This window comes from Kitasatospora sp. NPDC036993 (assembly GCF_055607525.1).
This window is the reverse complement of sequence record NZ_JBVJRP010000004.1, coordinates 26437-38781: the sequence shown is the minus strand read 5'-3', so window position 1 is coordinate 38781 and position 12345 is coordinate 26437. Positions and strand designations below refer to the sequence as shown.

The 12345-nt window shown below is 74.9% G+C and carries 12 protein-coding genes; 2 read left to right on the top strand and 10 right to left on the bottom strand.

Annotated elements, in window-relative coordinates; all coding sequences use genetic code 11:
* Nucleotides 1-12: 12 nt before the first annotated feature.
* From ACZ7C5_RS09285 to bldG, 3 genes are all read right to left on the bottom strand, one after another.
* The gene (locus tag ACZ7C5_RS09285; protein WP_401080478.1) at nt 13-732 is read right to left on the bottom strand and encodes a hypothetical protein; all 720 of its coding nucleotides are present in this window, start codon (nt 730-732) and stop codon (nt 13-15) included.
* A gap of 462 nt (nt 733-1194) precedes the next feature.
* Nucleotides 1195-1614, bottom strand: a complete 420-nt coding sequence (locus ACZ7C5_RS09280; RefSeq protein ID WP_401080480.1) for an ATP-binding protein — start codon at nt 1612-1614, stop codon at nt 1195-1197.
* Nucleotides 1615-1774: 160 nt separating this feature from the next.
* Nucleotides 1775-2116, bottom strand: coding sequence for an anti-sigma factor antagonist BldG (bldG, locus tag ACZ7C5_RS09275; RefSeq protein ID WP_188301204.1), 342 nt, complete (start codon nt 2114-2116; stop codon nt 1775-1777).
* A 222-nt stretch (nt 2117-2338) separates the two neighbouring features.
* Between bldG and ACZ7C5_RS09270 the strand changes: the two genes are divergently transcribed.
* Nucleotides 2339-4768 (top strand): DEAD/DEAH box helicase, encoded by a 2430-nt coding sequence (locus ACZ7C5_RS09270; RefSeq protein WP_401080483.1) that lies wholly within the window; start codon nt 2339-2341, stop codon nt 4766-4768.
* Here ACZ7C5_RS09270 and ACZ7C5_RS09265 read toward each other — a convergent pair.
* From ACZ7C5_RS09265 to ssd, 7 genes are all read right to left on the bottom strand, one after another.
* Nucleotides 4763-5326, bottom strand: a complete 564-nt coding sequence (locus ACZ7C5_RS09265) for an Rv3654c family TadE-like protein (RefSeq protein WP_401080485.1) — start codon at nt 5324-5326, stop codon at nt 4763-4765. The two genes, ACZ7C5_RS09270 and ACZ7C5_RS09265, sit on opposite strands and share 6 nt — an antisense overlap.
* Complete coding sequence (locus tag ACZ7C5_RS09260) at nt 5314-5757, bottom strand: TadE family type IV pilus minor pilin (RefSeq protein ID WP_470322332.1); 444 nt, start codon at nt 5755-5757, stop codon at nt 5314-5316. Before ACZ7C5_RS09260 ends, ACZ7C5_RS09265 begins: the two co-directional genes overlap by 13 nt.
* Nucleotides 5747-6019 (bottom strand): DUF4244 domain-containing protein, encoded by a 273-nt coding sequence (locus tag ACZ7C5_RS09255; RefSeq protein WP_470322331.1) that lies wholly within the window; start codon nt 6017-6019, stop codon nt 5747-5749. The genes ACZ7C5_RS09260 and ACZ7C5_RS09255 overlap by 11 nt, the downstream gene beginning before the upstream one ends.
* A gap of 133 nt (nt 6020-6152) precedes the next feature.
* A complete protein-coding gene (locus ACZ7C5_RS09250) occupies nt 6153-6752 on the bottom strand; it encodes a type II secretion system F family protein (RefSeq protein ID WP_470322330.1) in 600 nt (199 codons plus the stop codon).
* A gap of 173 nt (nt 6753-6925) precedes the next feature.
* Nucleotides 6926-7987, bottom strand: coding sequence for a type II secretion system F family protein (locus ACZ7C5_RS09245; protein WP_470322329.1), 1062 nt, complete (start codon nt 7985-7987; stop codon nt 6926-6928).
* Between the two features lie 147 nt (nt 7988-8134).
* Nucleotides 8135-9472, bottom strand: coding sequence for a TadA family conjugal transfer-associated ATPase (locus tag ACZ7C5_RS09240; RefSeq protein WP_470322328.1), 1338 nt, complete (start codon nt 9470-9472; stop codon nt 8135-8137).
* The gene (gene ssd / locus ACZ7C5_RS09235) at nt 9472-10596 is read right to left on the bottom strand and encodes a septum site-determining protein Ssd (protein ID WP_401080498.1); all 1125 of its coding nucleotides are present in this window, start codon (nt 10594-10596) and stop codon (nt 9472-9474) included. Before ssd ends, ACZ7C5_RS09240 begins: the two co-directional genes overlap by 1 nt.
* A gap of 831 nt (nt 10597-11427) precedes the next feature.
* Between ssd and ACZ7C5_RS09230 the strand changes: the two genes are divergently transcribed.
* The gene (locus tag ACZ7C5_RS09230) at nt 11428-12225 is read left to right on the top strand and encodes an HAD family hydrolase (protein ID WP_188300236.1); all 798 of its coding nucleotides are present in this window, start codon (nt 11428-11430) and stop codon (nt 12223-12225) included.
* Nucleotides 12226-12345: the final 120 nt, after the last annotated feature.

Genomic DNA, 12345 nt, shown 5'->3' with positions numbered 1-12345 from the left:
GTTCCGCCCGGCTCAGCTCGTGCTGGGCGCGGGGCTCTCCGGAGTGGCGGGCGGGGCGGCCGGCGCGGTGGTCGCGCCGTCGGTCGCGCCGGGCGCGGGTGTGGAGGCCGGGGCGCCCGGGGTGTCGGTGGCGCCGGCAGCCGGGGCGCTGGTCGCGCCACCGGTCGGGGCCGTGGTCGGGGCGGTGGTCGGGGACGGCTTGCAGCCCTCCTGCTTGGCCATCGCCGCGCCGAGGTCACCGTGCTGGAGCTTGCTCTGCGCCTGGGTGGAGAGCGAGGCCAGCTGCTGCACCTGGTCGGCGACGCTGCGCAGCCCGTCGGCGAACTTCGCCTGATCGTTGTTGGGCAGCGCGTCCAGCTTCTTCTGGACCTCCACGTAGCCGTCGGCCGCCTTCTTCAGCTCGTCGACGGTGTCCTTCTGGAGGGTCGCGCCGTCCTTCACCTTGGGCGCCCCGGCCCCGTCGATGGCGGAGGCTATGTCCTGGTTGGTCTTGGCCAGCCGCCCGATGTCCGTGGAGAGCCGCTTCTGGAGGTCGGCAGGAGCCTCGCCGGTCTTCACCTGGCCGGTGTCGGCGAGCGCGGTCTGCGCCTGGGCGATCGGGTCCTTGGCCGCGCCGCAGACGGTCGACGCCCAGGACTCCAGCTGCTTGCTGTTGTCGTCGCCGCCGCAGCCGACGGCACCGAACGCGAGCAGCACGCCGAGGGCGGGTACGGCCAGCAGTCGCTTGTTCACCGGGAGAGGCCTTTCGGTTTCGGTCGTCATCGGTCGTCGAACCTACACGGCCGGTGCCCGTTCCCCGCTTCCCGCCTCCGCCGTCCGCCCCCTCACAGCTGACCCGCCGGCCGTCCCGCCGCCGTGCTGCGTCACTGCCGCCCCGCCCCGGCTCGGCGGCCCGGCGGCCCGGCTCGGCGCTGCGGCAGCGCGCTGCCGCAGCGCGCTACGGCTTGGCCATAGCCGGGCCGTGGGCCGGCCGACCGGCCGCAGGATGCGGAGCCGCGTGCCCGCCCGCCTGTGACGACGAGGGGTCGATCGGCGGGCGGTCCGGCCGGCAATCAGCCCTGTTCGGCAGTCGGACCGCTCGCGCCGGAAGCGGCGAAGGGCCTGGGCCGACAAGCCGGCATCAACAATGCGCCCATGCACGATCGGGGGCAGGACTCCCTGCCCCCGATCGTGCGTGGAAGTGGAAGCGGCCTCTCAGACCGCGACGGAGGCGACCGAAACCGGCCAACTCATCCGGATCAGGCCACCGTCGGCGCCGTTGGTGACCTCCAGGTCCTCGACCAGGCCGGTGATCACGGCGAGGCCCAGGGTGTCCTCGTCCGGCTCGCCGCCCTCGGCGGCGCCTGAGGCCGGGACGGCGGCAGGGCCGGCCTCGTCCTCGACCTCGATGAGGAAACGCTTCTCCTGGTCGGTCAGCGCGACCCGGACCGTGCCGCCGATGCCACCGCGCTGGTGCAGTCCGACCGCACGGGAGCACGCCTCGCCGACCGCGAGCCGTACCTCGTCGAGCACCGACTCGTCGACCCCGGCCCGTCTGGCGACGGCCGCGGCGACCAACCGGGCCGTCCGCACGTGCTCGGGAAGCGCGCTGAATCGAAGTTCGACGGTTGCCATCTCTCCCCCTCGGGGTGCTCCGACCGGGGCCGGAGATCCGGCCCCTGCGGGCCGGCGGAACCGGCCCTGATGCGCCCGGGGAAGCACCGGGCCACACGGGCCCGGGCACCCGGAACGCGAGGAACGGGCAGGGCCGACCGCGCGGGCCGGCCCGGCCGCGTCAGTCGGTCGCGGCGACCGCGTCGTCCACCGAAGTGTGAATCGGGAAGACCTTGGTCAGGCCGGTGATGCGGAAGATCTTCAGGATGCGCTCCTGGTTGCAGACGAGGCGCAGCGAGCCCTCGTGAGCGCGCACCCGCTTCAGACCGCCCACCAGCACACCGAGGCCGGTCGAGTCGAGGAAGTCAACGCCTTCCATGTCGACGACGAGGTGGTACTTGCCGTCGTTGACGAGCTCGACCAGCTGCTCCCGCAGCTTCGGGGCGGTGTACACATCGATCTCGCCGCCAACCTCGACGACCGTACGATCGCCGACTGAACGGGTCGACAGGGACAGGTCCACGGAACCTCCAGCACCTTGCCTTGCTACGTCATGTGCGATCCTCGGCCGGACGGCCGCCACCGCATGGTCGCGAGCCCGGGCGCGCCCAGCCAACGCGTGGCAAGCCTCAGCGCTGCGACCCACGGCCATACGGCCGTCACCGCCACATTCAACCACCTGCGACCATGCCCGCACGATGGCTTACGACGATTCTCCGTCACGCCGGTGACACACTGGGTCCCCATGCCGCCCCGACACAGCCCGCCCGAGGCACTGCTCACGACCCTGGCCACCAGCCGGGGGCGGTCCGACCGGCTCACCCATACGGAGCACCTTCCCGCCCGACCTGCACGTTATTCACCGTGGCCCGACTCGATCCGGCCCGAGGTCGTGGCCGCGGCGCTCAGCGCCGGTGTGGAACAGCCGTGGGCGCACCAGGCAGAAGCGATGAACCTGGCCAAAAGCGGCCAGACTGTGGTGATCGCCACAGGCACCGCCTCGGGCAAGTCGCTGGGTTACCTGGCCCCGGTGCTCAGCGATCTGCTGGACGGCACCGAGGCCCGCAACGGCCGCGGCGCCACCGCGCTCTACCTGGCCCCGACCAAGGCACTCGCCGCCGACCAGCGCCGTCGGGCCGCCGAACTCGCCCCGCCGCGGGTCCGCGCCGCCCTGTACGACGGGGACACCCCGCCCGAGGAGCGCGAGTGGGTCCGCCAGTACGCCTCCTACGTGCTCACCAACCCGGACATGCTGCACCGGGGCATCCTGCCCGGCCACGCCCGTTGGTCCTCCTTCCTGAAGGCACTGCGCTACGTGGTCGTCGACGAGTGCCACAGCTACCGGGGCGTGTTCGGCTCGCACGTCGCCCAGGTGCTGCGACGGCTGCGCCGCGTCTGCGCCCGTTACGGTTCGTCACCCGCCTTCCTGCTGGCCTCCGCGACCACCGCCGACCCGGCCGCGACCGCCCGGCGTCTGACCGGCCTGCCCGCCGTGGCCGTCACCGAGGACGCCTCGCCGCGCGGACCGATGGTCTTCGGCCTCTGGGAGCCGCCGCTGACCGAGAACGTCGGCGAGCACGGCGCGCCCGTGCGCCGTACCGCGACCGCCGAGGCCGCGCACCTGCTGACCGATCTGGTCGAGCGGGAGACCCGCACCGTGGTCTTCGTCCGCTCCCGCCGTGCCGCCGAGCTCGTCGCGCTCCAGACCCAGGACCAGCTCGGCCGCCCGCTCGCCGGACGGGTGGCCGCCTACCGCGGCGGCTACCTCGCCGACGAACGCCGGGCCCTGGAGCGCGACTTGCACTCCGGCCGACTGCTCGGCCTCGCTTCCACCTCCGCTCTCGAACTCGGCGTCGACATCTCCGGCCTCGACGCCGTGCTGATGGCCGGCTACCCCGGTACCCGGGCCTCGCTCTGGCAGCAGGCGGGCCGGGCCGGCCGGGAGGCCCAGGGCGCGCTGGCCGTCCTGATCGCCCGGGACGACCCGCTGGACACCTACCTGGTGCACCATCCGGAGGCGCTGTTCGCGGCCCCCGTCGAGGCCACCGTGCTCGACCCCGACAACCCGCACGTGCTCGCCCCGCACCTGTGCGCGGCCGCCGCCGAACTCCCCCTCACCGAGGACGATCTGGAACTCTTCGGGCCCTCCACCGCGCCACTGCTGCCGGTCCTGGAGCGGCGGGGCCTGCTGCGCCGGCGCAGCGACGGCTCCTGGTACTGGACCCGTCGCGAACGGGCGGCCGACGCGGTGGACCTGCGCGGCAGCGGCGGTGACCCGGTCCAGATCGTCGAGGCCGACACCGGTCGGCTGCTGGGCACGGTGGACGCCGCGGCCGCGCACACCACCGTCCACACCGGAGCCGTCCACCTGCACCAGGGCCGCACCTACCTGGTCCGGGAGTTCGACCTGGAGAACTCCGTCGCCCTGGTCGAACCGGCCGACCCGCCGTACACCACGGCCGCCCGTGACATCACCTCCATCTCCGTCCTCGACACCGACACCACCGTGGACTGGGGCGAGGGCCGGCTCAGCTTCGGCTCGGTGGAGGTGGTCAACCAGGTGGTCGGCTACCTCCGCAAGCGGATCTCCACCGGGGAGATCATGGGCGAGACCAAGCTCGACCTGCCGCCCCGCACGCTGCGCACCCGCGCGGTCTGGTGGACCGTCACCGAGGACCAGCTGCTCGACGCGGACATCCCGCCCGACCAGCTGCCCGGCGCCGCCCACGCCGCCGAGCACGCCTCGATCGGCCTGCTGCCGCTGTTCGCCACCTGCGACCGGTGGGACATCGGCGGCGTCTCCGTCCCGCTGCACCCGGACACCGGGCTGCCGACCGTCTTCGTCTACGACGGCCACCCGGGCGGGGCCGGCTTCGCCGAGCGCGGCTTCCAGCGGGCGGTCCAGTGGCTGACGGCCACCCGGACGGCGATCGCCTCCTGCGAGTGCGAGCGCGGCTGCCCGTCCTGCGTCCAGTCACCCAAGTGCGGCAACGGGAACGACCCACTGGACAAGGCCGCGGCCGTCCGGCTCCTGGACGTCCTGCTGGCCGGCGCGCCCGAGGCCACGGACGGGCCGGACGAGCCGGGCCGCTCGTACGGGCCTGACGGGCCTGGCGGACCTGAGGGGCCGGGGGCGGCCCCGGAGCCGGACGGTGGAGCGCCGGTCGGTTCATGAGGCCACTGCCTCTCTGCTCGGCTCGCCGTTCCGTGCCCTGTCCTGGACACCGCCCGGCCCGTCGCCCGGCGGGTCGCCACCCCGCCAGGCAGCCGGGACGTCCTCGGGGTCGGTGACCGGGGCCCGTACCGGACCGGCCCTGGCCCTCGCCCGCGCCGGGCCGACCGGTAGGCGCGCCGGAAGCCCGCGGACCCCGACCTCGGCCACCACCTCGACCGCGTCCGCCGACCGGTCCACCGCGCAGGACAGCAGCCCGGCACCCTGTGCGGCGGCGATCCCGGCAGCCCGGGCGCAGCCGCCGTCCGGGTCCAGCAGCAACCGGTCCGCCCCGGCGAGGGCCGCGAGGTCGGCGGCCGACTCGGCCCGGTGCCGGGCGGCGACCACCGAGCCGACCGCGAGCGTCGCGGCGAACACCGCCGTGCCCAGCATCGCCAGGGCGAGCAGCCAGACCGTCGCCGAGCCGGCGTCCGGCCCTCGCCCGCCCACCGCGACCGCGCGGGCCGCACGGGTGCGCGCCACCCGCGCCGCCGCTTCCCGCACCCCGGTCAGGACGGCCATGGGCCACCACCTCCGGCCGCGGTCGCCACCAGGACGTCCTCCCGCGCCGCCACGGCGGCCGCACTGAGGCGTACGGCCAGCAGCCCGCCGAGCCGGCCCGGCCCCGCGCAGGGCGCGTCCACGTCCACCCGCACCGTGTCGGCCGCCAGCGCCACCCGGACCTCCGCACCCGGCGGGGCCGCCGCACGGGCGAGTTCCACGGCGTCGGCCTCCCCGCGTGCGGCCGCCCTGGCGCCGACCCGGGCGGCGTCCACGCAGCGGATCTGTGCGGCCGCCGCGAGCACGCCCCAGATCAGCATCGCCGCGAGCAGGACGAGCGCGGGCAGCGCCACCGCCGTCTCCGCCGTGACGTATCCCGCGTCACCGCGCCGCCCGGGGCACAGTGACCACGCCCGACCGGCACCGCGCTCCACCGGCCGGCTAGGTCGCATGGAGCGCCCGCACCAGCATGTCGGTCAGCGCGCCCGTGATGGCCTCGCTGGTCACCACCTTGTACAGCGTGGCTGCGAGGGCACACGCGCCCAAGGTCCCGACGGCGTACTCGGCCGTGGTCATCCCGGCATCCGAGCGGCCCCTCAGCCGAGCCAACCGGCGTACCCGGCCGGCCAGTCGGCGGCTCTTCCGACGACGGGCCACCGCCGACGGGCGGAGCGGACGCCCGGTACCGGTCCTGATCGCGATCGTTGCGGTCATGAATCTCTCCTGTTCGTTCGATGTGCCGTCTGACATGTGTCGCCTGACGTGCCGTCTGATGTGGCGCTTGAGATCCCCTGCCGGCGGCGAGCCGCGTTCGGCGAGCAGCCGTCCCGCCGAAACCGGCCTCCGTTCACATCACTTGGGCGAAACGGCTGGTGAGGCCGATGACCACCGGCACCACGCCGATCAGGACGAAGGCCGGGAGGAAGCAGAGCCCCAGCGGCGCGGTGGCGAGCACCGCGGCCCGGCGGACCCGGGCATGGGCCGCACGGGCGGCCGCCGTGCGCTGCCCTTGGGCCAGCCCGACCAGCGCGCCCGCGGCGGGGACGCCACCGAGGCTGGTCCGTTCCAGACAGCGCGCCAGCGGCTCCAGCGACGGGTGTCGCCGCCCCAGTCGGCTCCAGCACAGCTCCGGCGGTGCACCCAGGGCCAGTTCGGCCCCGATCACCACCAGCCGGGGCCCCAGCGGCGCGCCGACGCTCCGGCCCACCGCCGCCACGGCCTCCGAGGGCAGCGCCGCCGAACCGAGGCAGGCCGCCAACAGTTCAGACCCCAGGGGGAGTTGCCTGGTCAGCAGCTCCTCCTCGCGGGCCGCCCGCCGGTCCACCGGTGACCGCGCCCGGGCGGACCACCGGTGGACGCCCACCGCCAGCAGCACTCCGACGACCAGGCCGGTGCCACCGCCGAGCAACACCGTCGCCGCGGCCCCGGCGACGACCGCCGTCACCACTCGCCGTCGCCTCACAACACCCGGGGCGGCCGGCCCTGTTCGCCCATCTGCGCTCGTTCCGCCCCTGCCCCAGGCAAGCGTCCGACGCCGCCTCGCCCGGCCACGTGCCGCCGTCCACGCAGCGGCGGCCGCAACCACCGGGAAGGTGACCGCCACCCACTCGCCGCCTCCCATCACCTCACCCCCGCACCCGCACCCGCACCCGCACCCGCACCGAGCGTCCGGGAACGCACCCGCGAAAGCCCGCAGTTCCACTCGCTCGGCCGCAAGGCAGGCGACGCACGGCCGGGCGCCCGACGCCGCCCACTCCGCCCCGGGGACGCCTCCAGCCCCCCGTGGGCCGCCGTCCGGACGATGCGCGCCGTCCAGAGCACGCCCAGTCCCTCCAGGACCGCCCCTGCCGCGAGGCAGCCCAGCCCGGCCGACGTGTGCAGCAGGACGTTCAGCGGACGCGCCCCGAGCGCCGCGCCGAGGAGCAGTCCGATGCCCGGCAGCGCGGCCAGGACGGCGATCGTCGTACGGGGCCCGGCGAGTTCCCCGGCGATCTCCTCCACCAGCGCCCGCTCGCCGCGCAGCGCCTCCGCGACCCGCTCCAGCGCGGCGGCCAGCCCCGCCCCGCTGTCCGCGGCCACTCGCCAGCAGGCCGCGATGGCCGCGGCCCCACTGCCGCCCGGCAGTTCGGCCAGCAGGTGCAGCGCGGCGGGCACGTCCCCGCCGTAGCGGCCCGCCGCGAGCCGGGCGACCGGTTCCTCACCGAGCCGGCGCAGCCCCTCCAAATCGGCGGCGAGCCGCGCGGTGACCAGGTGCAGTGCCTGCTCCGGCGTCGCCCCGCCGCGCAGCTCCCCCGCCAGCCCGGCGCAGAGCTCCACCACGGCCGCGGCTCTGTGCCTGGCCTCCGCCGTCAGGCGCCGCCGCAGCCGCCACCCGCGCAGCGGCAGGACGGCCAGCACGGCCGCGAGCGGCGGCACCGGCGAGTTGGCGGCCTGACCGGCGGCCAATCCGACCGGCAGGAGCAGCAGTTCGGGTGCCAGGAACTCCGGAAGCCGCCCCCGCAGCCGTTCCCGGCGCCTCGCCACGGCCTCCGGATCCGGCCCCCGCAGCGGAGGCCCGATGCCCGCCGGCACCAGCCTGGAGCGCCGCCCGCCCGGCAGCTGTTCCTGCACCGCGCGCCACGCCATGACGGCCGCCAGGCACAGCACCACCACCCAGCAGAGCATGAACTGACTCTGCGTCATGCCATCACCTCCGTTGTCGTCGGTCTTTCCGTCCCGAGCCGCCGAGCAGCGCCACGGCGGCCACCACACACCCGCCCTGCAGCAGGACGAAGGCGAGTTCCACCACCCGTACGTCCGGCCCGGCCGGCCCGGCCGCCGTCACCGCGATCACGACCGCCCCGACCCGAGCGACACCCCGCGCGCCGCCAGCAGGCCGACCAGCCGCTCCCAGCCCACGCCGGGGCACCACCCGCCGGACGCGGGAAAGGCCACCGCGGGTGTGGTCACGGCCAGCCCTGCGCGGTCCCCGGCCAGCGTGTGGATCTCCGCCACCCGGCGCCGCCCCGAGCCCGGATCACGGACCAGGTGCACCACCACGTCGAGCGCGGAGCGCAGTTGGCTGTGCAGGGCCGGCCGGTCGAGGCCGGCGAGCGAGCCCAGGGCCTCCAGCCTGACCGGCACGTCCGCCGCCGTGTTGGCGTGGACCGTGCCGCAGCCGCCCTCGTGCCCGGTGTTCAGAGCGGCCAGCAGGTCCGACACCTCGGCCCCGCGGACCTCGCCGATCACCAACCGGTCCGGGCGCATCCGCAGCGCCTGGCGGACCAGATCCCGCAGGGTGAACTCGCCCAGCCCCTCCTGGTTCGGCGGGCGGCCCTGCAACCGGACCACGTGCGGGTGGGCCGGTTGCAGCTCGGCGGAGTCCTCGGCGACCACGATCCGCTCGTCCGACCCGACCAGGCCGAGCAGGGCCGACAGGAGCGTGGTCTTCCCCGAGCCCGTCCCACCCGACACGAGCAGCGACAGCCGGGCCCGCACGATGCCCGCGATCAGCTCCGCCCCCTCCGGTGGCAGCGACCCGCCCGCCACCAACTCGTCGAGCGTGAACGGCCGGGGACGGCAGACCCGCAACGAGATGTGGGTGCAGCCGGCCGCGATCGGCGGCAGCACGGCATGCAGCCGGGTGCCGTCCGGCAGTCTGGCGTCCACCCACGGGCGGGCGTCGTCCAACCGCCGCCCGGCCGCGGTGGCCAGCCGGTGGGCCAGCCGCCGCACCGCCTCGGCATCGGCGAACCGGACTCCGGTGGCCCGGTGCAGGCCGCCGCCACGGTCGACCCACACCTCGTCCGGCCCGTTCACCAGGACGTCCGTGACGTCGGACGCCGCCAGCAGCCGGTCCAGCGGGCCCGCACCCACCAGTTCGGCGCGCAGCGAGCGCACGGTGTCCAGGACCTCGTCCCCGCCGAGCGGCGGACGGGTGGCCCGCAGCGCGGCCGCGACCGAGCCTGCCGTCGGGGCTGCCCCCGACTCGGCCAGTCGCAGCCGGACCGCGTCCACCAGGGCCGCCGTCCGCTGCTCGCGGGCCGTCCGGCCGTACGGGCAGGGCCCGTGCTCGGCCTCCGGCAGCCTGCCGGTCGGCGGCACGCTCCTGAGCGGCCGGTGCTCCCGCGCACCGGCACCCGGGCCGGACGAGCCGCCCCGCAGGACTGTTCGACGCAGACGGTCCATCAGTACACACCTCCTCCGACCACCGGCACCGGCGGCAGCACCTCGTTCAGGAAGGTCGCGCAGAAGCGCGCCAGCGGGCCGCTCTCCCGACTCCCGGGCGGGACGCCCCTCACCACGTCCTGGGCCAGGCCCGGCTCCGGTTCCAGCTCCCCGGCCAGTGCCAGCCCCAGCCCGCGGACGATCTGCCGGGTCGCGAGCCCGGCGGCCTGCACCGGTCGCACCACGGCCCTGACGTCCCCGAGCCGCATCCGGGCCGCCGCCGCGACCCGGTCCGCGGCGGCCACCGCGCGCAGTTCGGACGGCACCACCAGCAGTGCCAGGTCGGACTGCTCCAGCGCCTGCCCGGCGGCGGCGTCGAGGTGACGGGGCACGTCGACCACCACCAGCCCGCCGCGCCGTCTGGATGCGGCCAGCACACTGCGCATGGCCTCCGGCGGCACGGTCAGGGTGTCGCCGCGGTCCCAGGACAGGCAGGACAGCGCGGTGAGCCGTTTGAGCGCCGGCAGCGCCCTGGCCAGCTCGGCCCCGCTGACCCGCCCGCGTGAGCCGGCCAGATCGGGCCAGCGCAACCCGCTGACCCGCTCGCCGCCGAGCAGGATGTCGAGGCCCCCGCCCAACGGATCGCCGTCGATCAGCATCGTCCGCCGGCCCGCCCTGGCGGCGGTGACCGCCAGCGCGCAGGCCAGGGTCGAGGCCCCGGCCCCGCCGCGCCCGCCGAGCACCGACACGGTGACCGCCGGGCACCCGACGCCCTCGGCCGCGTCGGCGATCCGGTCGAGCAGCCAGGCTTCGGCGTCGGGCAGGAACAGCACGTGCTCGGCCCCGAGCCGGACGGCTCTGACCCAGACTCCGGGGTCGTCCAGGTCCAGCCCGAGCAGCAGCACGCCGCCGCGCCGCCCCAGATCGGAGCAGCGGACCGCCTGGTCGTCCCCGACCAGGACCAGCGAGGCTCCTTCCCAGAGCTCCCGCGTCGGCGGCGCACCCCTGACCAGCCTCGGCTCGGTGCCGGCCGCCGCGCAGATCCGCAGCAGGTGCTCGGCCAGGCCCTCGTCCTCGGTGACGACGAGCGGCCCGGCGACAGCGGGGCCCTCGGCGGTGATGTGGTCGGCGATCGGCGTCGACATGGTGGTCTCCCCTCCGCGCCGCCGGCCACCGGGGGTGGCCGGCGGCGCACGTCGGACGGTTCCGGCGGACAGCCGCCAGGCAGACCTCTGGGGGAGGAAGGGGGTTGAGGCCCTGCCCGGCGACCGCCGCCGGTCATCACGGTGGGGGGAGATCCGGATTCCGTCATCCGAGTTCCGATTGCCTGTGGATAACTCGTGGACTGTGGATGAAAACGTTCACCCGGGCGGGGGGCTAATCGGCGAAGAATTGACGAAAGGGGGTCACAGAGATGAACCGGTGACCCGCCCCGTCCCGTCCGGTCGTTCTCCGGACCACCGCCCGACACCGTCCGGGCACCGCGCTCCGAGAGGCCGGCGCCACCGATCGGAACCAGCCGTTCGATCTTCGACCGGCATGAGCAAATGGCGACACAGAGTGACGAAAGTCGGCCGGCGGCCCGAACCGCGGACACCCCTTGTAAGCCGCCGGAGCGGCGGCGCCGAATGCGCCGCGAAGGGCGTTCAAGCCCTGAAAATGGCCCCGGACGTGCGACGACCCCCGCCGGGGGGGAGAGCGGGGGTCGTCTATCCACAGCCCGACTCGGGGGGGAGGAGCCGGACCGGGTTAGCACGGTCGCGAACGATCCGTGACTTCCATGGTGTACCCGAGCGGCCAGAAACACAAACCCACACGCCCGCGAGTACGCCGAATGGCGGGGTCTTTTGCGGCTCCCTCTATCCTCGGTTCCCGTGGACACCACCGAGAACGCCGACGACCACGCCGACGAGTCCCAGGGCGACACCACCGGGCCCGGAGAACTCCGTCCGCCCGGCCTCCCCCGACCCGGCGGGCTGCGCACGGCGGCCTTCTTCGACCTCGACAAGACCATCATCGCCAAATCGAGCGCGCTGGCCTTCAGCCGCCCGTTCTACCAGGGCGGCCTGATCAACCGTCGGGCCGTACTGCGCAGTGCGTACGCCCAGTTCGTCTTCCTGGTCGGCGGCGCGGACCACGACCAGATGGAGAAGATGCGCGAGTACCTCTCCGCGCTCACCCGGGGCTGGAACGTCCAGCAGGTCCGCGAGATCGTCGCCGAGACCCTGCACAACCTGATCGACCCGATCATCTACGACGAGGCCGCCTCGCTGATCGAGCAGCACCACGCGGCCGGGCGGGACGTCGTGATCGTCAGCAGCTCCGGCTCCGAGGTGGTCGAGCCGATCGGCCGGCTGCTCGGCGCGGACCACGTGATCGCCACCCGCCTCCAGGTCGAGGACGGCTGCTACACCGGCGAGATCGAGTACTACGCCTACGCCGAGAACAAGGCCGCCGCCATCCGGGAGTTGGCCTCGACCGAGGGCTACGACCTGGCCGCCTCCTACGCCTACAGCGACTCCTCCACCGACCTGCCGCTGCTGGAGGCGGTCGGCCACCCGTCGGCCGTCAACCCGGACCGCGCGCTGCGGAAGGAGGCGCAGGCCCGGGAGTGGCCGGTGCTGGTCTTCGAGAAGCCGGTGGAACTGCGGCGCCGGCTGCCCGAGTTCTCCGCACCGAGCGGTTCGGTGCTGACCGCCGTGGCGGTCGGGACGGCCGCCGTGACCGCCGGGGTGATCTGGTACCTGGCCCGCCGGCGGCGCCCCGCGGCCTGAGGGGCCGTGTCGCCCGGCACTCCTTGGACAAAACGGTCAATCGGGACAGACTTCTCGTTTCGGGTTCCCCTTTCGCCCGAAACGCGATACAAATGAAGCACGGCCCGCGAGACCCGGTCA

What these genes read in the sequence shown, in the direction of transcription:
- ACZ7C5_RS09280 (WP_401080480.1), bottom strand. Translation starts at nt 1,614, where the DNA reads ATGGCAACCGTCGAACTTCGATTCAGCGCGCTTCCCGAGCACGTGCGG.
- ACZ7C5_RS09270 (WP_401080483.1), top strand. Translation starts at nt 2,339, where the DNA reads ATGCCGCCCCGACACAGCCCGCCCGAGGCACTGCTCACGACCCTGGCC.
- ACZ7C5_RS09265 (WP_401080485.1), bottom strand. Translation starts at nt 5,326, where the DNA reads ATGGCCGTCCTGACCGGGGTGCGGGAAGCGGCGGCGCGGGTGGCGCGC.
- ACZ7C5_RS09260 (WP_470322332.1), bottom strand. Translation starts at nt 5,757, where the DNA reads ATGCGACCTAGCCGGCCGGTGGAGCGCGGTGCCGGTCGGGCGTGGTCA.
- ACZ7C5_RS09255 (WP_470322331.1), bottom strand. Translation starts at nt 6,019, where the DNA reads ATGACCGCAACGATCGCGATCAGGACCGGTACCGGGCGTCCGCTCCGC.
- ACZ7C5_RS09245 (WP_470322329.1), bottom strand. Translation starts at nt 7,987, where the DNA reads ATGACGCAGAGTCAGTTCATGCTCTGCTGGGTGGTGGTGCTGTGCCTG.
- ACZ7C5_RS09240 (WP_470322328.1), bottom strand. Translation starts at nt 9,472, where the DNA reads ATGGACCGTCTGCGTCGAACAGTCCTGCGGGGCGGCTCGTCCGGCCCG.
- ssd (WP_401080498.1), bottom strand. Translation starts at nt 10,596, where the DNA reads ATGTCGACGCCGATCGCCGACCACATCACCGCCGAGGGCCCCGCTGTC.